Origin of the sequence: Streptomyces sp. NPDC006259 (assembly GCF_042870975.1) — a bacterium.
Taxonomy (GTDB): Bacteria; Actinomycetota; Actinomycetes; order Streptomycetales; family Streptomycetaceae; genus Streptomyces.
The window spans coordinates 1,273,821-1,297,494 of the sequence record NZ_JBIAHY010000001.1 but is presented as its reverse complement, the minus strand read 5'-3'; the positions used below and the strand labels follow the sequence as shown (position 1 = coordinate 1,297,494).

Below are 23,674 nucleotides of genomic sequence, written 5' to 3'. Positions count from 1 at the left end.
AGAGGAGAGAGCCGCAGGCCAGGCGCTCGACAAGGGAGCGGAGGCCGGCCTGCGGCCACGGGGGCGCCGAGCGGCGCCCCTAGATCGTCACTCCGTCGATCTGCAACGTCTGCACCGCGCCCGCCGCGAACGGCACGCTCACCGACTTGCCGGACAGGTAGGTGTCCGAGCGGGCCGTGTAGAGGTCGCCGCCGCCCGACGTCGCGGTGTTCCAGCGCGGCACCAGGCCGCCCGAGCCGCCGGTCACGGTGGAGAAGCGGGAGAGGTCGAAGGTCAGGGTCTGTGGTGTCGTCGCCGTGTTCACGGCGACGACGACCAGGCGCCGTGCGGCCTTGTCCAGCGCGGCCACGGCATAGCTGACGCCGGTGTCGAGGATCGTCATGCCGGGGCGGATGTGGCGGCTGAACTGGGCCATCACGTAGTACTTCGTGGTGACCGCGCCGGGCTGGAGGGTGGCCGCGTCGTAGGCGATCATCGCCCAGTTCGTCGACGGGTCCATGACCTGCCAGTACACCCAGGCCGTCGGGTGCAGCCAGCGGAAGTCGGAGAGCAGGTTCTTGGCCATGGAGAGGCCGGTGCCGTCGTTGTCGCCGGTCTCCGAGTTCCACAGGGCCTTCCCGGACGTCGTCACGACATCCGTGTACAGCAGGTCCCGGCGGCCGCCCGAGCCCTGGTAGCCGTGCACGTTCACCCGGTTGACGAGGGCCTTCGTGGACGAGCCGAAGGAGTTCCACGTCGTGCGCGCCAGGTCGTAACTCGTCTCGTCCGAGGCGGAGATACGGGTCCCGGTCAGGCCGCGCTTGTCCAGCTCGCTGCGCATGTAGGGCAGTACGGCCGCCTGGACCGTGGAGTCCATGTGGCAGCCCTCCTGCGTGCCGGTCGCCGTCCACCAGGACGAGGAGGGCTCGTTGAAGGGGTCGACCGTCGCGAAGTTCACGCCCCAGTTGTTCTTGGCGCGGAGGGCGACGGCGGCCAGGTGGGAGGCGTGCTGGCGGTAGTTCCACGTCTGGAGGTTGTTGCCGCCGTTCGCCGCGCCCGAGGGGTTGTGGTTCTGGCACATCCACCACATGGGGGAGTTGGCGAACAGCTCGGTCGTGGCGCCCCGCGCGGTCGCCTTGGTCAGCATCGCGCGCTGCTTGGCGTCCGCCGACCAGTTCCACGCGGAGGAGGCGGGGTCCTCGTTGTTCCAGTCCTGCCAGAAGCCCTCGATCTGCTTGAACGCGGGGATGTTGGGGGAGACCGCCATGGTCTGGCCGCCCACGGTGTTCCAGCTGCACGCGCCCAGGTTGTAGCGGGCGATGTTCATGCCGAGGCCGGGCAGCGTCCGGCCGCCGTACGCCACCGACTTGGTGGTGAAGAAGATGTCGGCGAAGTCGTCGCGGGCGCCGAAGACGTTGGCCCACCAGGCGAGGGAGGTTCCCCAGCCCTCCCAGTTGCCGTACGTCGTGGACGGGTTGACGCCGATCGTCGCGTCGGCGTGGGCCGTGCCGGCCGCCAGGCCGGTGCCGAGGAGGGCACCGCCGGTGGCCGCCAGCAGGGTTCTGCGTCGGATCATGACTTCTCCGCTTCACTCGACTGAGGACAGCGCCGGTCGTCCCACCGGCGGCGTCCGTGAACCGAGGACAGGGCCGGCCGTCCCGGCCGGGTCCTTCACTCGTGGCTCGTGCGGGAACGTGAGTGCGTGAGCGCGTCACGAAGCATCGGGGGCGGCGCCCGGTGTTGTCGAGAGATCTGACAGCCCTTTCTCAAACCTGTGGAGGAAGGTTCGAGGGGACGAACGGCGAGGCCCGCGCGAGGGGGTGGCCGCACGGTCGCACGGGCACGGGTCTGGAGTCCTCGCGGCCGCGCGCCTATGGTGCGGGCGGCCCCGGTGAAGGAGGTGGCCCGTGCGGGATCCCGTCGTGCACCACGGCCTGCGGCGGCGGCGCGAACGGCGTCGGCGGGCACTGTGGACCGGTGCCGAACTGCTCGTCACCGCAGGCCTGTTGGGGTTGCTCCTCGTCGTCCACCAGCTGTGGTGGACCAACCGCGAGGCCCGCGAGGGCGCCGAGCGGAGCGTGCAGGCCCTGGAACGGCAGTGGGGCGGGGGTGCCGGTGGCGACGGCTCCGAGGAGGTGCCGGAAACGGTTCCTCCGGAGCGGGTCGCCGGACGGTCGGGGCATCCGCCTCCCCCGGTCGTCTCCGGTCCGCGGCCCCCGGTGGCCCGGCCCTCGCCCGCCCAGGCGTACGCCGTCCTCGTCATCCCCCGCCTCCGTGTCCGCGCTCCCGTCGCCGAGGGCACCGGCAAGCGGAAGGTCCTCGACCACGGTTACGTCGGCCACTACGCCCACACCCAACAGGTCGGCCAGCAGGGCAACTTCGCCCTCGCGGGCCACCGCAACACCCACGGTGAGCCCTTCCGCCACCTGGACCGGCTCAGGCCACGGGACACGGTCGTCGTCGAGACGGCCGACGCGACGTACACGTACGCCGTCGACCTCGTGCTCGCCAGGACCTCGCCCGACGACACCGGCGTCATCCGGCCGGTCCCCCGCTCCCTGACCGTCCCCCGCTACGGCTACGAGGACCCCGGCCACTACCTGACCCTCACCACCTGCACCCCCGAGTACTCCTCCCGCTACCGCCTGGTGGTGTGGGGAAGACTGGTGGAGGTGCGCGGCCGGACGGCGTAGAGCGCGGCCCTCTCCCCACGCCCCCGGTCCGTTCGGGTATAACCGAACAAGAACGGCGCCAACTGCGGCGCCGGCGACGCCCGCACACGGCACGCACCACCAGGACGGGGAGGAGACGGCGGTGATCCGCACCATGGTCCGCACGCCCCTGCTCCGCCGGTGGCCCGGCCTCGCCCTGCTCCTCGCCGTCCTCGGGCTCGCCCTCCTCGACGCGGGCAGCCTCTCCGCGACCGTCGCCCTCGCCGCGACGGCCGCCGCCGGTGCCGCCCTCGCGCTCTGCTCGCTCGTCGCCGCGCGCTGCGCCCCCGCCGTGCCGCGCACCCGGGTGCGGACGGCCATCCGCGACCGTGACCGCTGTACGGCCTTCCTGCCGCAGCGCGATCCCGACGCCTCCGGACGGCCCCGGCCCAGGGCACCGGGACACGCCCTCCCGACGGCCGTCGCGAGGGCAGCACACGGGTAACGACACCCACCGACACCTTCTGCCTCTCGCGCGGGCCGTCATGCCGTCGTCTCCACTTCCCGGCACGACGAGACCCCCGGAGGGCTCTCCACCCATGTCCGTCTTCGCTGTCTTCGTCCATCTCGTCGAGCGGCTCGCCGACGCGCTCGACCCCCTCTTCCACGCCTCCTCGGCCGCCGCCGCGATCGTCCTGTTCACCGCGCTCGTACGGCTGCTCGTCCATCCCCTGTCACGGGCCGCCGCACGCGGCCAGAAGGCGCGCGCCGCTCTCCAGCCGCGGATCGCCGAACTGCGCGGCAAGCACGCCCGCGACCCGGAGGAACTCCGGCGGGCCGTGCTGGAGCTGCACGCGCGGGAGAAGGTGTCCCCGCTCTCCGGCTGCCTGCCCGGCCTGCTCCAGGCGCCCGCCTTCCTCCTCCTCTACTACGTCTTCTCGCACTCCACGATCGGCGGCGAGACCAATGGCCTGCTCACCCACCAGCTCCTTGACGCGCCCCTCGGCGAGCGCTGGGCCGACGCCCTCGCCGCCGGCGGGATGTTCGGCGGGGCCGGGCTGGTCTACCTTGCGCTGTTCGCCGTCGTCACGGCCGTCGCCACCTTCGGATACCGCCTGGCCCGGCGCACGGTGGTCGCCGACGCGACGACGGGCGCGACGGCCGGCGGAGCGGCCGGCGGGGCGGAGGTCCCCGGCCTGGGCGCGGTCACCAGGGTCATGCCGTTCCTGTCCTTCTTCACCCTCGTCACGGTCGCCGTCGTCCCGCTGGCGGCCGCGCTGTACGTCGTCACCAGCACGGCCTGGAGCGTCGTCGAGCGGGCGGCGCTGCACAGGTGACGCGGCCGGGGCAGGCGTGGTGACGGTCCAGTACGTGAACCGGGTCTTGCACAGTGGACACTCAGCTTGGACGATCGACCGGTCCTGCGACGGCCGCACCCGTCGGCGGACGCGCCGCGATCGAGGGAGATTGTGATCATGAAGCTGCTGCGAGTCGGTACGGCGGGCGCGGAGCGTCCCGCGCTGCTCGACGCCCGGGGGACCCTGCGGGACCTGTCGGGCCTCGTGGACGACATCGACGGCGCGCTGCTCGCCGACGACGAGGCGCTCGGCCGGATCCGCGCCGCCGGGGAGTCCGGGGAACTGCCCGCCCTGGACGCGGCCGGGCTGCGCGTGGGCCCGCCGGTCGGCCGGATCGGCAAGGTCGTGTGCATCGGGCTGAACTACCACGACCACGCCCGCGAGACCGGGTCCCAGGCGCCCGCCGAGCCCGTCGTCTTCTTCAAGGCGGCGGACACGGTCGTCGGGCCGTACGACACCGTGCTCGTGCCGCGCGGGTCCACCAGGACCGACTGGGAGGTGGAGCTGGCGGTCGTCATCGGCCGTACCGCCCGCTACCTGGAGTCGGCGCGGGAGGGGCTCGCGCATGTCGCCGGGTACGCCGTCGCGCACGACGTGTCCGAGCGGGAGTTCCAGATGGACCGGGGCGGCACGTGGGACAAGGGGAAGAACTGCGAGACGTTCAACCCGCTCGGCCCGTGGCTGGTGACGGCCGACGAGGTGCCCGACCCGCAGACCCTGGGCCTGCGGCTGTGGGTGAACGGCGAGTTGAAGCAGGACGGCACGACCGCCGAGCAGATCTTCCCCGTCGGCGAAGTCGTGCGGTACGTCAGCCAGTTCATGGTTCTCCGCCCCGGTGACGTCATCAACACGGGAACGCCGGCGGGCGTCGCCTTCGGGCAGCCCGAGCCGAAGCCGTATCTGCGGGCGGGGGATGTCGTCGAGCTGGAGATCGACGGGCTGGGGCGGCAGCGGCAGGAGCTGAAGCCGGCGTAGGACCCGTTCCCGCGGGGAGGCGTCCGCGTCGCCGCGGGCACCTCCCCGCAGGACCCTCGACGGGGTCTCAGCGCCGGTCCGGATCCGTTTCCAGGAACTGTTCCAGGGCCTCCACCACGAACCGGTGGTCCTCCAGCTGCGGCAGGCCCGACACGGTCACCGCGCCGATCACGCCGACGCCGTCGACGTTGATCGGGAAGGAGCCGCCGTGGGCCGCGTACTCGTCCGGGTCCAGGCGCGAGGACTCCTCGAACGTCGTCCCCTTGGCGCGGTGGCGCGAGCCCACCAGGTAGGACGAGGCGCCGTAGCGCTCCACCACCCGGCGCTTGCGCGCGATCCAGGCGTCGTTGTCGGGGGCCGAGCCGGGCAGGGCCGCGTGGAACAGCTGCTGGCCCGCCCGGTGGATGTCGACGGCCACCGGGGCCTGCCGTTCCCGGGCCAGCTCCACCAGCAGCGAGCCGAGCGCCCAGGCGTCGTCGAACGTGAACCGGCGGAAGACCAGGCGCCGTTCCTGCGCCTGCAACTCCTCCAGGGTCGGGGCGATCTCCGGGGTGAACCTGGGGGTGATCTCGTGGGTCACAGCGACACCGCCACTCCGTCTCGTGCCGAACGGCGGGCCGCCTCCAGGACGTCGAGCGCGGCGGCCGCCTCTCCGGCGGTCACCGGGTTGGGACCGCCGTCGATCAGTGCCTTCGCCACCGCAGCGTAATAGGCCGGGTAGTCGCCGGGCAGGGTCCGTACGGGGCGCCCGCCGCCGGTCGGCGGGGACTCGCCCGAGCCGACGTGCCCCCACAGCTCCTCGGGCTCCGTGCCCCAGCCGGCGCCGGGCCGCCCGCCGTCCCGCAGCGCCGCCTCCTGCGGGTCCAGGCCGTACTTCACATAGCCGGCCTCCGAGCCCAGCACCCGGAAACGCGGGCCGAGCTGCGCGGTCGTCGCGGAGGCGTAGAGGTGGGAGCGGACGCCGTTCGCGTGGGTGAGCGCGAGGAACGTGTCGTCGTCGGTCGCCGCGCCGGCGCGGCGGACGACCGACTCGGCGTAGACCCGCGTGACCGGACCGAAGAGGACCAGCGCCTGGTCGACGAGATGGCTGCCGAGGTCGTACAGCAGCCCTCCGATCTCCGCCGGATCGCCGGACTCCCGCCAGCCGCCCTTGAGCTGCGGCCGCCACCGCTCGAACCGCGACTCGAAGCGCCATACGTCGCCCAGCGCGCCCTCGGCGAGGAGGCCGCGCAGGGTGAGGAAGTCGTTGTCCCAGCGGCGGTTCTGGAAGACGGAGAGGAACAGCGAGCGCTTCTCGGCGAGGCCGGCCAGCTCCCGTGCCTCGGCCGCCGTACCGGCCACCGGCTTGTCGACGACGACCGCGAGGCCCGCTTCCAGGGCGGTCCTGGCGAGCGGCACGTGCGTCTTGTTCGGGGACGCGATGACGATCAGGTCCAGGTCCCCGGAGCGGGCGAACAGCTCGTCGGGGGTGTTGGCGACGCGTACGTCCGGGAACCCGGTGCGGGCCTGCTCCTGCCGCTCGGGGTTCGAGGTGACCACCGTGTCGAGGACGAGGCCCTCGGTGGCGGTGATCAGCGGGGCATGGAAGACGGAGCCCGCGAGGCCGTAGCCGATCAGGCCGACGCGGAGGGGAGTACCAGTCATGCGACCTACTTTCGCAACGCTGTTGCCAAAGTGCAAGCGCGGGGCAGAATGGGGCGCGTGAACAGGACGAACGGCGGCACGGCAAGCGGCAGGGACGGCGCGAGCGGCCTGGCGGGCGGGGACGTGGTGGATGCCGGTGCCGGTGTCGCGGGTGCTGGCGTGACCGGTGCCCGTGCCGGTGCCGGTGCGGGAGTGGCCGGTGCGCGAGTGGCGGGTGGCGCCGTCGGCGCGAACCTCCTCGCCGTACGCAGTCACAACGCCGCGCTCGTGCTCGACCTGCTCCGCACGGCCGGACCGGACGGCATCAGCCGGCTCGAACTCGCCGAGCGCACCGGCCTCACCCCGCAGGCCGTCAGCAAGATCACCGCCCGGCTGCGGGAGGAGGGCCTCGCCGCGGAGGCCGGCCGCCGCGCCTCCACGGGGGGCAAGCCGCGCACGGTGCTGCGGCTGGTCCCCGGAGCCGCCCACGCGATCGGCGTCCACCTCGACCGCGACGAACTGCGGGTCGTCCTCACCGACCTCGACGGCGGCGTCGTGGCGGAGCGGCGGGGCCCACTGGACCTGGGCGCCGGCGCGGAGGCGGTGCTGGGGGCCGTCGAGCGGGAGGTCGCCGACGTCATGGGGGCGAGGGGGAGCGGGCGCCTTGACGGGACGGCGTGCGCCGACGCGGACACGGACGCGGACGGCCACGCCGCCGCACCCTCGGACACACGAGCGGACGCGCGGGCGCCGGGTGCGGCGGCGGCGGGCGGGGGTCTCGGGGCGCCGGGCGGACCGAAGCGGGGGCGCCCCGGGGGAACGGGCTTTCCCGTCCGCTCGGCGCTGCTCGGAGTCGGGGTCGCCCTGCCCGGCCCGCTGGACCACACCCACGGCGTACTGCACCGCGTCACCGGCTTCCCCGAGTGGGACGGCTTCCCCCTGCGGGACGCGCTCGCGCGGCGGCTCGGCGTGCCGGTCGTCGTCGACAAGGACACCAACGCGGCCGCCCTCGGCCTCGCCGTCGGCGGCGAACCCGGCTCCTTCGCCTACCTCCACCTCGGTACGGGGCTCGGCGCCGGCCTGGTCATCGGCGGCAGGGTGCACCGCGGGGCCCGGACCGGCGCGGGGGAGTTCGGCCACCAGGTGATCCAACTGGACGGACCGCCCTGCCCCTGCGGCAACCGGGGGTGCGTCGAGACGCTGTGCCTCGCGGCCATCGACCGGGGCGACGTGGGCGAGGCGGCCCGCGTGCTCGGCGTGGCCGCCGCGAACCTCGCCGGCCTGCTCGACATCGACCGGATACTCCTCGGCGGACGCACGATCACCGCCACCCCGGACCCCTTCGTCCGCGGAGTCGCCGCGGTCCTCGCCGCCCGCGCCGCCCGAGAGGGCTCCCCGGAGCCCGCCGTACCGGTACGGCTCGCACCGGGCGAGGTGGCGGAGGGCGCGGCCCACCTGCTCCTGGGACCGGTGTTCGGACGTACGGACGTGTGAGGAGGACTCCGTCGGGGGCGCGGGCGGGTCTTCCACCGGCGTGAGTCGGGCCTCTGCACCGGGCGAGCCCGGCCTGTCCGCCGAGAGTGAGTCGAGCGCCTCCGCCGAACGAATGCATCCGCACGCCCGTACGGTGCGGCGGCCCCCGCTGGGGCGTTCCCTCCGGCAGGCTCACGTGTTCATGCGACTGTGCACGCCCGTTTCCCTCTGCCTCGCCGCAGCCGCCGTTCTGCTGCCCGTGCCCGCCCACGCGGAGGTCGGGCGCAGTTGTGCCGGGGCGGACGCCGGGGACTTCCCGCTCACCACCCGTCTCCACGGCGGGCCCGACTCCTACCGTGCCGGGGGCGGCTACGGCACCTGGTTCCTCGACCTCACCAACACCACCCGCCGTGCCTGCGCCGACGTGCACCCGGTCGTCGTCCTCGTCGACTCCGCGCACGCCCTGAAGCCGTCCCAGGCCCACCTGGAGTTCTACGCCGACGGCCACCCGCACCCGGTCCGCTGGGAGACGACCGACGAGGACGAACTCGTCGGAGCACTCGCGGACGCCCCCGACGAAGGGGCGGAACCCTCCGGTCCCCCGGAGCGGTCCGTGCCCTTCTTCCCCGGCTTCACCGTGCCCCCCGGCCGGACCCTCACCGTGAAACTGCGCCTGTCGCTCACCTCCGACGCCGTGCCCGACCGGGTGACCGCGAACGCGGCGGTCGTCCAGCGGCAGGGCGACGACGGCGAATGGGTCGGACAGTCGAACGACTACCGCTTCACCGTCGAGGCGCGGGACGAGGACGAGAGCGGGGACGAGAGCGAGAGCGGGGACGAGAGCGGGGACGAGAGCGGCTCCCCGACGGGGCCCGCCGACCGGTCGACCACCGCGTCCACCCCCGACACCTCGCCCTCCGCCCCGTCCTCCCTCGCCGACGAGGCCGAGGAGCTGGCGCTCACCGGTCTCGCCTCACCGGCCGGCGTCCTCGCCGTCACCGCCGGTCTCCTCGCCACGGGCGCCGCCCTCGTGCTGGCCCGCAAGCGCCGCTGAGGCGTACCGGCAGGGCCGTGACGGCACGCGGGCGACGTCCGAGCGCGGCCCTTCGCATTCGCTGGTGATCGACGGGTTCCGGATCACGCGGTGCTGATTAGGCTGGGGGCGTCGGTACGCCGTGGTTCCGGCGCCCCCGCACCGCCCGTACGCACGCCAGGAGACGCACCACATGGCAGACCGCAAGCCCATCGAGTCGTGGCTCACCGACATGGACGGGGTGCTCATCCACGAGGGCGTCCCGATCCCCGGCGCAGACTCCTTCCTGAAGAAGCTGCGCGAGTCCGGCCGGCCCTTCCTCGTGCTGACGAACAACTCGATCTACACCCCGCGGGACCTGCACGCCCGACTGCGTCGCATGGGCCTGGACGTGCCGATCGAGAACATCTGGACCTCGGCCCTGGCCACCGCCCAGTTCCTGGACGACCAGCGGCCCGACGGTTCCGCGTACGTCATCGGCGAGGCCGGCCTGACCACGGCGCTGCACGACATCGGCTACGTCCTCACCGACCACGAGCCGGACTACGTCGTCCTCGGCGAGACCCGCACCTACTCCTTCGAGGCGATGACGAAGGCGGTACGGCTGATCAACGACGGCGCCCGCTTCATCGCCACGAACCCGGACGAGACCGGGCCCTCCACCGAGGGCGCGCTTCCCGCCACGGGGGCTGTCGCGGCACTGATCACCAAGGCGACCGGCAAGCAGCCCTACTTCGCGGGCAAGCCCAACCCGCTGATGATGCGCACCGGCCTGAACGCGATCGGCGCCCACTCCGAGACCAGCGCCATGATCGGCGACCGCATGGACACCGACGTGCTGGCCGGCATGGAGGCCGGGATGCAGACGTTCCTGGTGCTCACCGGTCTGACCCGGCCCCAGGACGTGGAGGGCTTCCCGTACCGCCCGTCGAAGGTGGTCGACTCGATCGCGGATCTCGTCGACCGGATCTGAAACCCCTCACCGGCGAGGATCGACCCGAACGGAGTAGCGGTGCCCCGCTGGGGATGCGGGGCACCGGCGCCAGGGGGAGCCTCCAGGTACGGAGGTTCACGATGGGTCAACTGAAAGTCACACTGTGTGCGGGCTTCGCGGCCGTCGCCGCGACGCTCACCCCGACGGCGTACGCCGCGAATCCCGCGGGCGGAGTCGCGGTGATCCCGGCGGCCCCGGCCCCCGGCCACGAGGTGGCCCTCGAGGCCACCGGCTGTTCGGGCAGGAAGGCCACCGCGGAGTCCCACGCGTTCGTCTCCCCGGCACACCTGGTCGGCTCGGGCGGCTCACTGTCCGGTGAGACCCGGGTCCGCACCTCGATCGGCCCCGGCTCCTACGAGGTGACGGTCACCTGCGCCGACCTGGAGATCAGGGGCGCCGTCGAGGTCGTCGCGGCCTCGGCCCGCCCGTCCACGCCCGAGTCCCCGGTCGCGCCGGTCATGGCGGGCGGCGGAGGCGCGGCGCCGCTCCCCGCCGCCGACGAGTCGCGGGTGGCGGGCCCCGGTCTCGCCCACGCGGTCACCGGTCTCCTCCTGGCGGGCGTCGCCGCCGTCGCGGTGGTGCTGCGAGGGACTCGGCGGCGCCGCGGGACGGAATGACCATGTCCGAACGGGAACGCTCCTCCGGCCGCCTCCTGACCGGCCTGGCCTGGGCACTGCTGCTGCTCGGCCTGTGGCTGTGGGGACGAGAGGTGACCGACGTACGGCCCGGCGTGTCCGGCACCGCCACCGCCACCGGTGACATGGCCGCGGTGGGCCGGCCCGCCGACGCCGAGCTGCCGCCCGCCGCCAGACCGCTGGGCGCCGCGCCGCCCCAGCGCGTGGACATCCCGCGGCTGGGCGTGCAGGCCCCGGTCGTGGCCCGCGGCCTGGACCCGCGGGGCGCGGTCGCCGCGCCGCCCTACGACCAGGCCGGCGTCGTCGGCTGGTACGCGGCCGGGGTGAAGCCCGGCGCCGCCGGTGCCGCGCTGATGGTCGGCCATGTCGACACCGAGACCCGCCCCGCCGTCTTCCACGGGCTGAGCACCCTCGCGGCGGGCGAGACGATCCGTGTGGTCCGCGCCGACGGCAGGGTCGCCGAGTTCACCGTCGACGGCGTCGAGGTGGTCCGGCGCGACCGCTTCGACGCCCGCCGGGTCTACGGCACCCGCGAGCCGGGCCGCGCCGAGCTGCGGCTGATCACCTGCGGCGGCACCTTCGACCGGGCGAGCGGCAGCTACACGGCCAACGTGGTCGTGTCGGCGTACCTGACCGGCACCACGCGGTGACGGCCGCTCCGGGCGGCTGCCCGGAACAGCGGAAAGCCCCTCACTCGCGTGAGGGGCTTTCCCGTCTGTGCGCCGCCAGGGACTCGAACCCCGGACCCGCTGATTAAGAGTCAGCTGCTCTAACCAACTGAGCTAGCGGCGCCTGCTGACGAAGGTAACTCTACATGACCTGCGGAGGTGCTCCCGCCCCCTCGAACGGCGGCCCGGACCGGCCCCGCAACCCCTGGGAGGGGCCCGCGTACATCATTCGGACCGTCAGTATGCGCGTCGGCAAGGCAGTTGGTAAAGACTGACGAACGTGCACAGTCGTGGACATATCCAATGGGAGTGTGAGGGGAATCGCATGGCGGCTCCGGTATTCGAGGAATTCGATCCCGCGAGCGACTGCGAGTGCCCCGGATGCGTCGACCGGAGGCGGGCCGCAGCGGCTTTCCCCGCCGCCGGAGCCGGCGGCCGGCCGGCCGCCCATCGCACCGTCGTCGTCGCGGCCGCGGCCTCCGCGGTCCTCGGTGCCGGTCACGCCGTCCCCGCCCTGGCCGCCCCGCAGCAGGCCCCCGGCCGGCCGGGGACCCCGGCGGACGACGGGCCCCAGACCCCGCAGGGCGCCAAGGCGCCCCTGCACGGGCCCGGCGGCAGGCCCGCCGACTCGGTCACGCTGCCGGCGACCACCCGGACGGAGATCATCGACCGCGCCGGGAAGTGGGTGGCGGCGAAGGTGCCGTACAGCATGAGCGCGTACTGGTCGGACGGCTACCGGCAGGACTGCTCCGGCTATGTCTCCATGGCCTGGAAGCTGCCCGGCAACGAGTGGACGGGCAGTCTCCCCACGTACGCGACCCGGATCACCAAGGAGGAGTTGCAGCCCGGCGACATGCTGCTGTTCCACAACCCGGACAACCCGACGAACGGCTCCCACGTCGTCCTCTTCGGCGGCTGGACGGACTACACGCACGGCTACTACCTCGCCTACGAACAGACCCGCCCGGCCACCCGCCGGCTCGCCACCCCCTACGCCTACTGGACCGACTCCGACCGCTACGTCCCCTACCGCTACAAGGGCCTGGTCGCGGATCCGGCGGAGCCGGGCGTGCCCGGGGCGCCCGCGGGCGAGGAGGGCGGCGGGGACGGCGCCAACCCGGGCTCCGGCGCCGGGGCGCCCCCGTATCCGGGACCGGCGGCCTTCGGGCCCGGCGCCGACAACCAGCACGTCACCCTGCTCGGCCGGCTCCTCGTCGAGCGCGGCGCGCGGCGGTTCTACGCCTCGGGGCCCGGCCCGCGCTGGTCGGACGCCGACCGGCGGGCCACCCAGGCATTCCAGCAGGCCCAGGGCTGGCGCGGGGCCGCCGCCGACGGGCTGCCCGGCCCGCTGACCTGGTCGCTGCTCACCACCGGCAAGGGCAAGGACATCGCGCCCGGAGCGGCGGGCGCGCCCGCCCCCGCCCCGGCGCCGCGCGTCCCGGCCTATCCCGGCCGGGGCATGTTCCGCCCCGGCGCGGACAACGCCCACGTCACCCAGCTGGGGAGGCAGCTGGTGAAGAAGGGGTTCGGCAGGTACTACACGAAGGGCCCCGGGCCGCTGTGGGGCGAGGCGGACCGGCGGGGCGTCGAGGCCTTCCAACGGGCCCAGGGCTGGCGCGGCGGGGCGGCCGACGGCTATCCGGGGCCGGAGACCTGGCGGCGGCTGTTCTCGTAGGCCGGACCCGCGACGAACCCGGCCGTCACGGCCACCCGGCGACCCGGCCGTCACGGCCACCCGGCGACCCGGTCGTCAGGGACCCCGGTCCCTCGGCCGTCACGGCCACCCCGGCGACCTCGGTCGCCCCATCCACTGTCATGGCGTATCTGGCGCGGAGGCTGGAGGCACGCATGAGCACGACCACTTCTCAGACGCCCGAATCGGAGGGAGGGCCACCACGGCCCACCCGGCTGATCCAGAACGAGGCGACCACCGAGATCCCCGTCCATCTGCTGTTCCGCGACGAACCCGAGCCGAGGCCGGTGCCGCTGGGCCCCACCGTGGTGGGCAGCCGGGCCGGCACGGGGGAGCAGCCCAGGTTCCGCCGGCCGACCCCGGCGAAGGCCCGGCCGGTCGCGCAGGTCGATCCCGCGCTCGCCGAGCGGCCCGCCCGCGTACTGCCCGGCCTGGTGGGGGTGGCCGCCGGGGCGTGCGGGGCGGCGGGCTGCGCGGTCACCTCCTGGTGGGCGGGTGTGCTGCCACCGGTGGTGGTGGAGGCGCTCGAGGCGCCCGCCTCGGCCGGTGTCGGGCTCGGCCCGGTGCAGTGGGCGGCGTACGCGGGGGCGGGCGTCCTCGGGCTGTTCGGCTTCGGCGGGCTGGCGCGCGCCGGGACCGGGCGGGCCTGGGTGCTCGACCTGTTCGGCCGCTACCGGGGGACGGTCCGGCGCACCGGCCTGCTGTGGGTGAACCCGCTGCTGCTGCGCCGTCGGGTCGACGTGCGGCTGCGGCACTGGCGCAGTGAGGCGATGCCCGCGGCCGACGGCAACGGGGTCGCGCTGCGGGTGGTGGCGCTCGTGGTGTGGCGGGTGCGGGACACCGCGCGGGCCACGCTCGGCGTCGAGGACCACGAGACGTATCTGCGCGAGTGCGTCGAGGCGGCGCTCGCCCGGGTGCCGGTGGAGACGCCGGCTGCCGGGCGGGGGGCGGTCGAGGCGGCCGGGGAGGCGCTGACCCGGCGGGTGGCGCGGGACGCGGGCGCGATCGGCCTGGAGGTGTTCTCCGTGCAGCCGTTGCGCGTCGAGTACGCCCCGGAGGTGGCCGCCGCGATGCACCGGCGCCGGATCGCCGCGCTGGACGCCCAGCAGCGGGCGTCGGTGCTGACGTCGGTGGTGGACTCGGTGGAGGACACGGTGACCCGGCTGACCATGCGCGGGCTGGTGGAACTCGACGACTACGAGCGCAAGGCGCTGGTGAAGGACCTGACGGTGGCGTTCTGCTCGGGACGGGGGGAGCAGTCGCCCTGACCGGCCGTCGGACAAGTCCCCGATCCCGCCCTCCGATTGGTATGGACATGTTCAACGATCAGCAATAATCTCGAACTTGGTCTAGACCTGCACGGCTCACGGAATCTCCCCACGTTCCCCAGGAGCGGCAGCATGCGCAAAAAGACCAAGTGGTACGCCGCCGCGCTCGGCCTCACCACGGCGGGAGCCTTCGTGCTCACCGCCGGAGGCGCGAGCGGACACGGCTACACCGACCTTCCCGTCAGCAGGCAGAAGCTCTGCCAGAACGGCACCGTCGCCAACTGCGGCAACATCCAGTGGGAGCCGCAGAGCGTCGAGGGCCCCAAGGGCTTCCCGGCCGCCGGACCCGCCGACGGCCGGATCTGCTCGGCGAACAACACCCCGTTCGCCCAGCTCGACAGCCCGAGGACGCCCTCGGGCGGGGCCTGGCCGGCCACCCGGGTGACCGGCGGCCAGTCCTACTCGTTCCGCTGGCAGTTCACCGCCATGCACGCCACCACCGACTTCAGGTACTACGTCACCAAGCCGGGCTGGAACCAGAACCACAACCTGACCCGCTCCGACCTCAACCTGACGCCGTTCCTCACGGTGCCCTACGGCGGTCAGCGCCCGCCGCAGACCCTCTCCCACAGCGGCACCCTGCCGTCCGGGCTGAGCGGGCACCACGTCGTCGTCGCGGTGTGGACGGTCGCCGACACGGCCAACGCGTTCTACGCCTGCTCCGACGTCACCTTCTGAGCACCGCCGAGCAGGACGGGCGGCGTGCGCCGGACCGGGAGAACCGGCCCGGCGCACGCGCTCGCCCCGCATCCCGCGACGTCGTCGCCCTCCCCATCTGACGGTGGGTCAACTACCCTGCGCGTCCATGGAGTCGGCCCGGGGCACTGTCGCGGAACTCGTCCACGCCCGCTGGGGCGACCACCGGCCGGGGCTGTGGTGCGGGGACACCGTCCTGACCCACCACCAGGTCGCCGGCGGTGCCGCCGCCCGCGCCGCACTGCTGACGGACCTGCTGCCGGCCGGGGGACACCTGGGGATCCTGCTCGACAACACCCCCGAGTACCCGCTGTGGCTGAGCGCCGCGGCCCTCGCCCGCGCGGCCGTCGCCGGCGTCAACCCCACCCGGCGCGGCCCCGAACTCGCCCGCGACATCCTGCACACCGAGTGCCGCCTGCTGATCACCGAGCGGGCCCACCTGCCGCTGCTCGACGGCCTCGACCTGCCCGGCGTACGGCTCCTGGTGACGGACACCGAGGCGTACGACGCCCTGCTCGCCCCCTACGCCGGCGCCCGCCCCGACCCCTCCCGCGCCACCCCCGCCGACCGGCTGCTCCTCTACTTCACCTCGGGTTCGACCGGCGCCCCCAAGGCCGCCATCTGCACCCAGGGCAGGCTGGCCGCCGCGGGTCGCTCCCTGGCCGGCCAGTTCGCCGTACGCCCCGACGACGTGCACTACGTCTGCATGCCGATGTTCCACGGCAACGCGGTGATCGCCGACTGGGCGCCCGCCCTCGTCGCCGGTGCGGGCGTGGCGCTGCGGCGCCGCTTCTCGGCGTCGGCGTTCCTGGCGGACGTACGACGGCACCGGGCCACCTACTTCACCTACGTGGGCCGGGCGATCCAGTACCTCCTGGCCACCGAGCCCGGCCCGCACGACCGGGACCACCGGCTGCGGCTCGGGTTCGGCACCGAGGCGGGGGCGGTGGCCGCGGCCGCGTTCGAGCGGCGGTTCGGCGTGCGGCTGGTGGAGGGGTACGGCTCCTCGGAGGGCGGTGCGGCGATCCAGTGGCGGCCCGGCACCCCGCCCGGCGCGGTCGGCCCGGCGGCACCCGGTCTGGTCGTCCTGCACCCGGACACCCGCGAGGAGTGCCCGCCGGCCGTCCTCGACGCCCGCGGCCGGCTGCTCAACGGCGAGGAGGCGATAGGCGAGCTGGTGAACCGCGGCCCGCACCACTTCGAGGGGTACTGGCGCAATCCGGAGGCCGAGTCCGAGCGCCGGCACGACGGCGGGTACCGGACCGGCGACCTCTTCTACCGGGACACCGACGGTTTCCTCTACTTCGCGGGCCGTACCGACGACCGGCTCCGCGTCGACGGCGAGAACCTGGCCGCCGCGATGATCGAGAACATCCTCGCCCGCTACCCGGGCGCCGAGGCCGTCGCCGTGTACGCGGTGCCGGACCCGGTGACCGGGGACCAGGTGATGGCGGCGCTCGCGGGCGACTTCGACGCCGGGGACTTCGCCGGTTTCCTGCGCGCCCAGCCCGACCTGGGCACCAAGATGGCGCCCCGGTTCGTGAGGGTGGTCGGGCGGATGCCGGTCACGGCCACGAACAAGATCGACCGGGCGCTGCTCCGTCGGGAGGGGGTGCGGTGCGCCGACCCCGTGTGGTGGCGGCCGCCGGGGGAGGGGACGTATCGCGCGCTGACCCCGGGGAACGCCGAAGGGCCCCTCGTGTCTCCACGAGAGGCCCTTCCTCGGTGCGCCGCCAGGGACTCGAACCCCGGACCCGCTGATTAAGAGTCAGCTGCTCTAACCAACTGAGCTAGCGGCGCATGACTCCCGCCCTCCGCCTTCGGCGGCTGGCGACGAAGAAAATACTACCTGGTCCGCGAGGGTGCTCCGGACCAGGTGCGCGGACCCCGGAGGGCGTCCGGAACGCCCCCCGGGACGGCTGTCTAGAGGGCCATCGAGAGCAGCACCCCCGGCGCGCTCCTGTTCAGGGTGTCGGCCGCCTGGCGCAGTCGGTGGGCGTGTTCGACGGGCAGGGACACGGCCAGGCAGCCCACGCTGGAGCCGGCCGTGATCGGGACGGCCGCGCAGACCGTGCCGACGGCGTACTCCTGGAGGTCGAGCACCGGGACCGTGGGCGGCTGGGACTCCAGGCGGGAGAGGAGCAGCCGGTCGCTAGTGATGGTGCGCGAGGTGAGGCGGGCCATCCTGTGGCGGGAGAGGTGATCGCGGCGGCCGTTGTGGTCGAGCTGGCCGAGAAGGCTCTTGCCGACCGCGGTGGCGTGTGCGGAGGAGCGGAAGTCCACCCACTCGTTGACCGCGGGCGTGGCCGGGCCGTCGGAGTAGTGGGTGACGGTGACCTCGCCGTCGACGTAGCGGCTGAGGTAGACGGCGGCGCCGACCGAGTCGCGCAGCTTGTCCAGGGTCTGCTGGAGCCGGTCCCGGAGGGCCTCCTCGTGGTGGTGCGCGGACGCCAGGCGGGTCAGGGCGTCGCCGGTGACGTACGCCCCGTCGGTGACCTGCTCGACGTATCCCTCGCGGCGCAGCATCCGCAGGAGCGGGGTCAGTCGCTCCGTGCCGAGGCCGGTCTCGCGGGTGAGTCCGGCGTCGGTGACGCCGGTGGTGTGCCGGGCCACCGTCTCCAGGACGCGCAGGGCGTCCTGGGCCGGGTGGTGCGGAGTCTTCGGCTCGTGCTTCAGCGCCACGGTTTCCCCCCGGTCGCTTTTCCTGGCCGTGATCCGGACGGCGGATCACGACCACGATAACCGGCGAGTAGCCACCGGGGAGAGGGTCTTGACGAGATCGCGATGCGGCTTCCCTCGCCCCCAGCTGCGGGACTGATCCTCTGGCATATTCCAGAGGCATGACCCCTCACCGGGACCTGGGGTGATGGGGCGATCACCGAGCGTAGTCGGCGCGGGCGTTCACAGCACGGCGCTGAGAAATTGCCGTGTCCGCTCCTGCTCCGGGTCGCCGAAGATCTGCTCCGGCGGACCGGACTCGATCACCCGGCCGGAGTCGAACATCAGGACCTGGTCGGAGATGTCCCGGGCGAAGTTCATCTCGTGGGTCACGCAGAGCATCGTGATGTCCGTGGAGCGGGCGATGTCCCGCAGGACGTCGAGGACGCCCGCGACCAGCTCGGGGTCGAGCGCCGAGGTCACCTCGTCGAGCAGCAGCACCTGCGGGCGCATCGCCAGCGCCCGGGCGATCGCCACCCGCTGCTGCTGGCCGCCGGAGAGCCGGGAGGGCCTGGCGTCGCACTTGTCGGCGAGGCCGACCATGTCCAGCAGCGTGCGGGCCCGTTCCTCCGCCTCGTCCTTCTCCATGCCGAGCACGGTGACCGGCGCTTCCGTGATGTTCCTGAGCACGCTCATGTTCGGGAACAGGTTGAACTGCTGGAACACCATCCCGATCTTCTTGCGGACCTCGCGGACCTCCTTCTCCGACGCCGGGAAGAGCCGCCGCCCGTCCACGGTGATCGTGCCCTCGTCGGGCCTGGTCAGGGTCATCAGCAGCCGCAGGATCGTGGTCTTGCCGGAACCGGAGGGGCCGATCAGGGTGACGTGCTTGCCCGGCTCCACGGAGAAGTCCAGGTGGTCGAGGACGGTGTTGTCCCCGAACCGCTTGGTGACCTGCTCCAGGCGGATCAGCTCGCTGTCGCCGGGGGTGCCGCCGTGGGCGGGCTGCTTCAGGGTGTCAACGGACAAGGCGTCGCTCCAGGGTGCGCAGAAGAACGGAGGCGAGAGAGGAGATGACGATGAAGGCCACCCCGATCACGGTGACGGGCTCGGTGAACCGGAAGTGCTCCTGGGAGAACAGCCGCGCGCGGCCGAGCATCTCCAGGACGGTGACCGTCATCAGCAGCGGGGTGTCCTTCAGCATCGAGATGACGTAGTTGCCGAGCGCCGGCACCACCCGGCGGACCGCCTGCGGCAGGATCACCGCACGCCAGGTCCGCACGCGCGGCAGGTTCAGCGCGGTCGCGGCCTCCCACTGACCCGCCGGCACCGCCTCGATCCCGGCCCGGTAGACCTGCATCGTGTACGTCGAGTAGTGCAGGCCGATCGCCAGCGTGCCGGTGGCCATCGCCGACATCGTCAGCCCCCACTCGGGCAGCACGTAGAACAGGAAGAACAACTGCACCAGCAGCGGGGTGTTGCGGACGAACTCGGTCACGACCCCGACCGGCCACTGCACCCACCGGGTCGGCGTCCGCATCAGCAGCGCCCACACCAGGCCCAGGCTGAAGGAGATCAGCGAGCCGAGGGCCAGCGCCTGGAGGGTGACCAGCAGACCGTCCCAGAAGTACGGCATGAAGTCGCCGACGGCACTCCAGTCCCAGTTCATCGGAGACCCGCCTTCAGATGGCGCTCGAGTCCGCGCATCAGCCGCGTCAGCAGGAAGGCGATCACGAAGTAGACGAGCAGGACGTACGTGTAGATCTCCGTGCTCTCCTGAAGCGCCAGGCGCACCAGGTTGCCGCTGAAGGCGAGGTCGCCCATGCCCATCACGGACACCAGCGCGGTGCCCTTCAGCAGCTCGATCAGCAGGTTGGAGAAGGGCGCGATCATCTCGGGCACCGCCTGCGGCAGCAGGATCCTGCGCATCCGCTGGCCGGGCGTGAAGCCGAGTGCGATGCCGCCCTCCTTCTGCGCCGGGTCGACGGAGTTCAGCGCGCCGCGCACGATCTCCGCTCCGTAGGCGCCGTAGGTCAGGCCGAGGGCGAGCGTGCCCGCCCACATCGGCACCAGCTGCCAGCCGAAGGCGACGGGCAGGACGAAGAAGACCCAGAAGATCATGACAAGGGCCGAGGTCCCGCGGAACACCTCGGTGTAGAGGCCCGCGAGGAAGCGGACGAACCACAGCCGGTGGGTGCGCGCGACGCCCGCCGCGAAGGAGACGGCGGTGGCCAGCAGGGCGCTGAACACCAGCAGCTGCACGGTGGTCCAGATCCCCTTGAGGACGAGTTCCCAGAGTCCGGAGGTCATCGGCCGCACAGCTCCTTCGCCGTGAGGTCCGTCATCTCGGCCTCGGTGAACCCGAACGGCTTCAGGATCCGCAGCAGCTCGCCGCTCCTCTTCAGCTTGCGCAGCTCGGTGTTGAAGGCGTCACGCAGGCCGGTCTCGGCCGGCCGGAACGCGAACGCGCCCCCGTCGACGTGCGGCTTGCCGTCCACGAGGGGCGCGAAGGGTTCGGTGGCCTCCGCCTTGGCGGACTTCTTCACCACCTCACGGGTGGTCACCGCCGTCCCGGCGAACACGTCGACCCGACCCGCCTCGACGGCGTTCAGACCGGCGACCTGGTCCGGGACGATGAGGATGTCACCCTCGTCGTACCCCGCGTCGACGGCGTACTGGATCTCGGCGTAACCGGTTCCGGTCGCGAACCGTGCCTTCTTCTTCACGACGTCCTGGTAATGGTGGAGATTCTTGGGATTTCCCTTGCGAACGATGAAGGAATCCAGCATCTGGTAGTCGGGGTCGGCGAATATCACCTGCTCGCAGCGGGCCGGATTGACATACATCCCGGCGGCCACGACATCGAACTGCTGCGAATTCAGGCCCGGAATCAGCGACCCGAACTCCGTGGGCACGGGCTGCACCTCGTCGACACCGAGCCGCTTGAATATCACCCGGGCCAGCTCGGGCGCCTCACCCGTCAGCCGGCCGTCCCTGTCGATGTATCCGAACGGGATCTCACCCGCGATCCCGAGCCGTACGACGCCCTGTGCGCGCAGCCGGCCGAGGAGGTCCCCGCCGGGTGCGGACGAGGCCGTGGCCACGCGCGAACAGCCCGCCGCACCCACCGCGCCGAACGCCGCCACCCCCGCGAGGAGCGACCGGCGGGTGGGCGTCGGTGTCCGTGTGTCCTGTCTGACGTGTCGTTTCGGTGGAGCCATGGCGGCGCGGCTACCCGAGTCCATCCGGGTTATGCGCCGAGCACCGGGCGCCCGCAATGGTCACCGCGATTCCCCGGACATCCCCGCCATTTCCCCTTTGCGGAACGGAACCTGGTCATGCGCTTACGGCTACGGCCGCGGCATCAGTGTCCGGGCACGTACCCGCGCTGCTTGTCGACCACGTTCCGCAGCGGCCGGCCCGCCGCCCACCGCTCGAAGAACTCGACGAACTGCGCGCCGAGTTCGTCCCGCCAGCCGACCGTGTCCCCACTCATGTGCGGGGACACCAGCAGCCCCGGCACCCGCCACAACGGGCTGTCGGCGGCCAGGGGTTCGCTGGTCAGGACGTCCAGCGCGGCGCCCGCGATCCATCGTCTCTCCAGCGCCCGCACGAGCGCGTCCTCGACGACGAGCTGCCCCCGGCCGACGTTCACGAAGCACGCGGACGGCTGCATCACGCCGAACCGGCGCAGGTCGAACATGCCGCGCGTCTCCTCCGTCAGCGGGGCCGCGACGATCACCCAGTCGGCGCGGGCGAGCAGCCGGTCGAGGTCGCCGGGTCCGTGGATGCCGGTGCGCGGGACCCGGCCGACCACCGCCGCGGTGACGCCGAGCGCCTTCAGCGTGCGGGCGACCTCGCGGCCGATCGGCCCCGATCCGACGACGACCGCGCGGGTCCCGGCCACCCGCCGGCTCTCCCGGTGCCGCCACACGCGCTCCCGCTGGAGTTCCCAGGTGCGGGGCAGGTCCTTCGCCATGGCCAGGACCAGGGCGGCGACGTACTCGGCGATCGGCGCGTCGAAGATGCCGCGCGCGTTCGTCACCACGGTGTCCGAAGCGGCCAGCTCGGGGCAGAGCAGATGGTCCACGCCCGCGCTCGCCGTGTGCACCCACCCCGGCCGCGGTCCCGCGCCGGGCCACGCGGTGCGCACCGCGTGCGAGGCGAAGTCCCACACCAGCAGGACGTCGGCCTCGGGCAGCCGGCCGGCCAGTCCCGCCTCGTCGGTGTGCACCACCCGGGCCCGCCCGGTGAGCCGGCCCAGGCGCGGCGGCGGCTCGGCGTCGAGGACGAGGAGAGTGGGAAGCGCGGTCATCCGATGCCCCTTCCCGGGCCGGCCCCGGAAGTCCGACTCCCCGGCCAGGGCAGGGGCCTCGATCCCCGGTCGTGACCAAGGGTCCGACGTGCACGGATCGACCACGTTCGCACCCGAGCCCACCGCCGTCAACACGGCCGCCGACACGATGCGTCACGCCGTCCCGTCCCCCGGTGGGGGCGGCCGCCCTGGACGTGACCCGCCTCGGCAGCCTCGACGGCAGGCGCGGCCTTGGCGGTCTCGGCGCCTCTGGCGGCAGGCGCGGCCCTGGCGGTCTCGGTGCCTTCGGCGGCTCCTGCGGCAGGCGTGGCCCTCGCCGTCTCGGCGTTGCGCCGGCCGGGCGGGCGTCACGCTCGCTGACGCGTTGTTCCTCTCCCGCACCGGCGTCCCGGCCTCCCGGCGTCCCGGCGTCCCGGCCTCCCGGCGTCCCGGCGTCCCGGCGTCGCGGCGTCCCGGCCTCGCGGCGTCCCGGCCTCGCGGCGTCCCGGCCTCGCGGCCCCCGGCCACGCCGTCAGGCGCCAACCCGGCCTCCGGGCCACGCCGTCAGCCGCCAACCCCGCCTCCCGGCCACGCCGTCAGGCCCCAACTCGACGTGGAACCGCGCATACCCGCCATCTCGGCCAACCAGGTGACGGATGTGGGCGGCGCTGCGCCGATTGGGTACCCGAGCGGTGGGGCCGCACCGGGCTCCGCTGGGCGAGGGGGCGCGGAACGGCCCCCCGCACTGCCCGAAGAACAGCAGGAAGGCTGGACATGACCGCACTCGGATTCCTCTACCCGGGCCACTCCGCCGAGGACGACTACCCCCGCATCGAGCAGCTCCTGGGCAGTGACATCCGGGTGGACCTGGCCCACACGGACGTCGGCGAGGACGAGCACCGCGTCGACGCCCTGCGGCAGCTGGGCGCGCCCGAACGCCTCGCGGCCGGGGTGGAGCAGCTGCGGCTGTCCGGTGCGGAGGCGATCGTGTGGGCCTCCACCAGCGGCGGCTTCGTGCACGGCTGGGAGGGCGCCCACGAGCAGGTGCGCGCGCTGGCCCGCGCCGCGGGGATGCCCGCCTCCTCCACCTCCTTCGGCTTCGTCCACGCGGCGAAGGAGGTGGGCGCGGCCCGGGTCGCGGTCGGGGCGACCTACCCCGACGACATCACCGCGCTCTTCGCCGAGTTCCTGCGGGCGGGCGGTGTCGAGGTCACGGCGGTGCGCGGCGGCCCGGGGATCGGCACGGCGGCCGAGGCCGGCACCTGGGGCGAGGCGGAGGTGCTGGCCCTGGCCCGCGCGGCCGACACCCCGGACGCGGACGCGGTGCTCCTCCCCGACACCGCCCTGCACACGGCGGCCCACCTCCCCGTACTGGAGAAGGAGCTGGGCAAGCCGGTCCTCACCGCCAACCAGGTCACCGTCTGGGAGGCCCTGCGGCTGGCGGACCGCCGGGTCAACGCGCCGGGCCTGGGGACGCTGTTCACCCGGGAGCCGATCGTGCAGGTGTGAGCGGCCGGGGGTCCGGGGCGCGGCGTCCGCGCCCGGCCGGGAATAAGCGGGGACACCCTCCTGTTAGCGCGCGAAGGACAGCGCACGCCGAGATGCAGGAGGAACCC

The 23,674-nt window shown here is 73.3% G+C and carries 22 protein-coding genes, 2 tRNA genes and 1 pseudogene; 14 read left to right on the top strand and 11 right to left on the bottom strand.

Translation table 11 applies throughout. The annotated features are described in order from the left end of the window. Positions 1 to 79: 79 nt before the first annotated feature. The gene (locus ACFYO5_RS05445) at positions 80 to 1,555 is read right to left on the bottom strand and encodes a glycoside hydrolase (protein ID WP_388704428.1); all 1,476 of its coding nucleotides are present in this window, start codon (positions 1,553 to 1,555) and stop codon (positions 80 to 82) included. Between the two features lie 331 nt (positions 1,556 to 1,886). On the opposite strand from ACFYO5_RS05445, the gene ACFYO5_RS05440 reads away from it, so the two are divergent. The 4 genes from ACFYO5_RS05440 to ACFYO5_RS05425 all read left to right on the top strand — a co-directional run bounded on the left by ACFYO5_RS05440 (position 1,887) and on the right by ACFYO5_RS05425 (position 4,963). Beyond that, positions 1,887 to 2,672 carry a class E sortase gene (locus ACFYO5_RS05440; RefSeq protein ID WP_388704425.1) on the top strand — a complete coding sequence of 262 codons (786 nt, stop codon included), beginning with the start codon at positions 1,887 to 1,889 and terminating at the stop codon, positions 2,670 to 2,672. Between the two features lie 133 nt (positions 2,673 to 2,805). Beyond that, positions 2,806 to 3,135, top strand: coding sequence for a DUF6412 domain-containing protein (locus tag ACFYO5_RS05435; protein ID WP_388704742.1), 330 nt, complete (start codon positions 2,806 to 2,808; stop codon positions 3,133 to 3,135). Between the two features lie 94 nt (positions 3,136 to 3,229). Beyond that, positions 3,230 to 3,967, top strand: a complete 738-nt coding sequence (locus tag ACFYO5_RS05430; RefSeq protein WP_388704422.1) for a YidC/Oxa1 family membrane protein insertase — start codon at positions 3,230 to 3,232, stop codon at positions 3,965 to 3,967. A gap of 138 nt (positions 3,968 to 4,105) precedes the next feature. Further along, positions 4,106 to 4,963, top strand: a complete 858-nt coding sequence (locus tag ACFYO5_RS05425) for a fumarylacetoacetate hydrolase family protein (protein WP_388704418.1) — start codon at positions 4,106 to 4,108, stop codon at positions 4,961 to 4,963. A gap of 67 nt (positions 4,964 to 5,030) precedes the next feature. On the opposite strand, the gene ACFYO5_RS05420 is transcribed toward ACFYO5_RS05425, so the two are convergent. Together ACFYO5_RS05420 and ACFYO5_RS05415 are read right to left on the bottom strand one after the other, a co-directional pair. After that, positions 5,031 to 5,543, bottom strand: coding sequence for a heme-degrading domain-containing protein (locus ACFYO5_RS05420; RefSeq protein ID WP_356559957.1), 513 nt, complete (start codon positions 5,541 to 5,543; stop codon positions 5,031 to 5,033). Further along, positions 5,540 to 6,607 carry a Gfo/Idh/MocA family oxidoreductase gene (locus ACFYO5_RS05415; RefSeq protein ID WP_388704415.1) on the bottom strand — a complete coding sequence of 356 codons (1,068 nt, stop codon included), beginning with the start codon at positions 6,605 to 6,607 and terminating at the stop codon, positions 5,540 to 5,542. Before ACFYO5_RS05415 ends, ACFYO5_RS05420 begins: the two co-directional genes overlap by 4 nt. Positions 6,608 to 6,655: 48 nt before the next feature. Here ACFYO5_RS05415 and ACFYO5_RS05410 point away from each other — a divergent pair, with 48 nt between their 5' ends. From ACFYO5_RS05410 to ACFYO5_RS05390, 5 genes are all read left to right on the top strand, one after another. Next, complete coding sequence (locus ACFYO5_RS05410; protein ID WP_388704413.1) at positions 6,656 to 8,080, top strand: ROK family protein; 1,425 nt, start codon at positions 6,656 to 6,658, stop codon at positions 8,078 to 8,080. Between the two features lie 181 nt (positions 8,081 to 8,261). Beyond that, the gene (locus ACFYO5_RS05405) at positions 8,262 to 9,113 is read left to right on the top strand and encodes a hypothetical protein (protein WP_388704411.1); all 852 of its coding nucleotides are present in this window, start codon (positions 8,262 to 8,264) and stop codon (positions 9,111 to 9,113) included. Positions 9,114 to 9,285: 172 nt separating this feature from the next. Beyond that, positions 9,286 to 10,065, top strand: coding sequence for an HAD-IIA family hydrolase (locus tag ACFYO5_RS05400; protein ID WP_356559954.1), 780 nt, complete (start codon positions 9,286 to 9,288; stop codon positions 10,063 to 10,065). 101 nt (positions 10,066 to 10,166) lie between these two features. Continuing rightward, positions 10,167 to 10,703: a hypothetical protein gene (locus tag ACFYO5_RS05395; protein WP_388704409.1), complete on the top strand. Its 537-nt coding sequence runs from the start codon at positions 10,167 to 10,169 to the stop codon at positions 10,701 to 10,703. A gap of 2 nt (positions 10,704 to 10,705) precedes the next feature. Further along, a complete protein-coding gene (locus ACFYO5_RS05390; protein ID WP_388704406.1) occupies positions 10,706 to 11,371 on the top strand; it encodes a class F sortase in 666 nt (221 codons plus the stop codon). A 68-nt stretch (positions 11,372 to 11,439) separates the two neighbouring features. Here ACFYO5_RS05390 and ACFYO5_RS05385 read toward each other — a convergent pair. Further along, positions 11,440 to 11,513 (bottom strand) — tRNA-Lys (locus ACFYO5_RS05385). 201 nt (positions 11,514 to 11,714) lie between these two features. On the opposite strand from ACFYO5_RS05385, the gene ACFYO5_RS05380 reads away from it, so the two are divergent. The 4 genes and pseudogenes from ACFYO5_RS05380 (at position 11,715) to ACFYO5_RS05365 (ending at position 16,867) form a co-directional block, all read left to right on the top strand. Next, positions 11,715 to 13,064 (top strand): peptidoglycan-binding protein, encoded by a 1,350-nt coding sequence (locus ACFYO5_RS05380; protein ID WP_388704404.1) that lies wholly within the window; start codon positions 11,715 to 11,717, stop codon positions 13,062 to 13,064. A gap of 173 nt (positions 13,065 to 13,237) precedes the next feature. Next, on the top strand, positions 13,238 to 14,350 hold the full coding sequence (locus ACFYO5_RS05375; RefSeq protein WP_388704401.1) for an SPFH domain-containing protein: 1,113 nt from the start codon (positions 13,238 to 13,240) through the stop codon (positions 14,348 to 14,350). A 132-nt stretch (positions 14,351 to 14,482) separates the two neighbouring features. Next, positions 14,483 to 15,088 (top strand): lytic polysaccharide monooxygenase, encoded by a 606-nt coding sequence (locus ACFYO5_RS05370; RefSeq protein ID WP_356559949.1) that lies wholly within the window; start codon positions 14,483 to 14,485, stop codon positions 15,086 to 15,088. A 127-nt stretch (positions 15,089 to 15,215) separates the two neighbouring features. Further along, a pseudogene (locus ACFYO5_RS05365) lies at positions 15,216 to 16,867 on the top strand (AMP-binding protein). Here the strand turns inward: ACFYO5_RS05365 and ACFYO5_RS05360 are convergent. The 7 genes from ACFYO5_RS05360 to ACFYO5_RS05330 all read right to left on the bottom strand — a co-directional run bounded on the left by ACFYO5_RS05360 (position 16,833) and on the right by ACFYO5_RS05330 (position 22,079). After that, positions 16,833 to 16,906, bottom strand: a tRNA-Lys gene (locus ACFYO5_RS05360). The pseudogene ACFYO5_RS05365 and the gene ACFYO5_RS05360 sit on opposite strands and share 35 nt — an antisense overlap. 123 nt (positions 16,907 to 17,029) lie before the next feature. Next, complete coding sequence (locus tag ACFYO5_RS05355) at positions 17,030 to 17,788, bottom strand: IclR family transcriptional regulator C-terminal domain-containing protein (RefSeq protein WP_356559948.1); 759 nt, start codon at positions 17,786 to 17,788, stop codon at positions 17,030 to 17,032. Between the two features lie 219 nt (positions 17,789 to 18,007). Then, positions 18,008 to 18,793 carry an ectoine/hydroxyectoine ABC transporter ATP-binding protein EhuA gene (gene ehuA / locus ACFYO5_RS05350; protein WP_388704397.1) on the bottom strand — a complete coding sequence of 262 codons (786 nt, stop codon included), beginning with the start codon at positions 18,791 to 18,793 and terminating at the stop codon, positions 18,008 to 18,010. Beyond that, positions 18,783 to 19,433, bottom strand: a complete 651-nt coding sequence (gene ehuD, locus ACFYO5_RS05345; RefSeq protein ID WP_388704394.1) for an ectoine/hydroxyectoine ABC transporter permease subunit EhuD — start codon at positions 19,431 to 19,433, stop codon at positions 18,783 to 18,785. Before ehuD ends, ehuA begins: the two co-directional genes overlap by 11 nt. Next, complete coding sequence (gene ehuC, locus ACFYO5_RS05340; protein WP_388704391.1) at positions 19,430 to 20,074, bottom strand: ectoine/hydroxyectoine ABC transporter permease subunit EhuC; 645 nt, start codon at positions 20,072 to 20,074, stop codon at positions 19,430 to 19,432. Before ehuC ends, ehuD begins: the two co-directional genes overlap by 4 nt. Further along, complete coding sequence (gene ehuB / locus ACFYO5_RS05335; RefSeq protein WP_388704388.1) at positions 20,071 to 20,985, bottom strand: ectoine/hydroxyectoine ABC transporter substrate-binding protein EhuB; 915 nt, start codon at positions 20,983 to 20,985, stop codon at positions 20,071 to 20,073. Before ehuB ends, ehuC begins: the two co-directional genes overlap by 4 nt. Before the next feature lie 143 nt (positions 20,986 to 21,128). Continuing rightward, positions 21,129 to 22,079 (bottom strand): D-2-hydroxyacid dehydrogenase, encoded by a 951-nt coding sequence (locus ACFYO5_RS05330; protein WP_388704385.1) that lies wholly within the window; start codon positions 22,077 to 22,079, stop codon positions 21,129 to 21,131. Positions 22,080 to 22,832: 753 nt separating this feature from the next. Between ACFYO5_RS05330 and ACFYO5_RS05325 the strand changes: the two genes are divergently transcribed. Further along, entirely contained in the window at positions 22,833 to 23,567 is a 735-nt protein-coding gene (locus ACFYO5_RS05325; RefSeq protein WP_388704382.1) for a decarboxylase, read from the top strand. Positions 23,568 to 23,674 lie beyond the last annotated feature (107 nt).

What these genes read in the sequence shown, in the direction of transcription:
- ACFYO5_RS05445 (WP_388704428.1), bottom strand. Translation starts at nt 1,555, where the DNA reads ATGATCCGACGCAGAACCCTGCTGGCGGCCACCGGCGGTGCCCTCCTC.
- ACFYO5_RS05435 (WP_388704742.1), top strand. Translation starts at nt 2,806, where the DNA reads ATGGTCCGCACGCCCCTGCTCCGCCGGTGGCCCGGCCTCGCCCTGCTC.
- ACFYO5_RS05430 (WP_388704422.1), top strand. Translation starts at nt 3,230, where the DNA reads ATGTCCGTCTTCGCTGTCTTCGTCCATCTCGTCGAGCGGCTCGCCGAC.
- ACFYO5_RS05425 (WP_388704418.1), top strand. Translation starts at nt 4,106, where the DNA reads ATGAAGCTGCTGCGAGTCGGTACGGCGGGCGCGGAGCGTCCCGCGCTG.
- ACFYO5_RS05415 (WP_388704415.1), bottom strand. Translation starts at nt 6,607, where the DNA reads ATGACTGGTACTCCCCTCCGCGTCGGCCTGATCGGCTACGGCCTCGCG.
- ACFYO5_RS05410 (WP_388704413.1), top strand. Translation starts at nt 6,656, where the DNA reads ATGGGGCGCGTGAACAGGACGAACGGCGGCACGGCAAGCGGCAGGGAC.
- ACFYO5_RS05405 (WP_388704411.1), top strand. Translation starts at nt 8,262, where the DNA reads ATGCGACTGTGCACGCCCGTTTCCCTCTGCCTCGCCGCAGCCGCCGTT.
- ACFYO5_RS05400 (WP_356559954.1), top strand. Translation starts at nt 9,286, where the DNA reads ATGGCAGACCGCAAGCCCATCGAGTCGTGGCTCACCGACATGGACGGG.
- ACFYO5_RS05395 (WP_388704409.1), top strand. Translation starts at nt 10,167, where the DNA reads ATGGGTCAACTGAAAGTCACACTGTGTGCGGGCTTCGCGGCCGTCGCC.
- ACFYO5_RS05390 (WP_388704406.1), top strand. Translation starts at nt 10,706, where the DNA reads ATGTCCGAACGGGAACGCTCCTCCGGCCGCCTCCTGACCGGCCTGGCC.
- ACFYO5_RS05380 (WP_388704404.1), top strand. Translation starts at nt 11,715, where the DNA reads ATGGCGGCTCCGGTATTCGAGGAATTCGATCCCGCGAGCGACTGCGAG.
- ACFYO5_RS05375 (WP_388704401.1), top strand. Translation starts at nt 13,238, where the DNA reads ATGAGCACGACCACTTCTCAGACGCCCGAATCGGAGGGAGGGCCACCA.
- ACFYO5_RS05370 (WP_356559949.1), top strand. Translation starts at nt 14,483, where the DNA reads ATGCGCAAAAAGACCAAGTGGTACGCCGCCGCGCTCGGCCTCACCACG.
- ehuD (WP_388704394.1), bottom strand. Translation starts at nt 19,433, where the DNA reads ATGAACTGGGACTGGAGTGCCGTCGGCGACTTCATGCCGTACTTCTGG.
- ehuC (WP_388704391.1), bottom strand. Translation starts at nt 20,074, where the DNA reads ATGACCTCCGGACTCTGGGAACTCGTCCTCAAGGGGATCTGGACCACC.
- ehuB (WP_388704388.1), bottom strand. Translation starts at nt 20,985, where the DNA reads ATGGCTCCACCGAAACGACACGTCAGACAGGACACACGGACACCGACG.
- ACFYO5_RS05330 (WP_388704385.1), bottom strand. Translation starts at nt 22,079, where the DNA reads ATGACCGCGCTTCCCACTCTCCTCGTCCTCGACGCCGAGCCGCCGCCG.
- ACFYO5_RS05325 (WP_388704382.1), top strand. Translation starts at nt 22,833, where the DNA reads ATGACCGCACTCGGATTCCTCTACCCGGGCCACTCCGCCGAGGACGAC.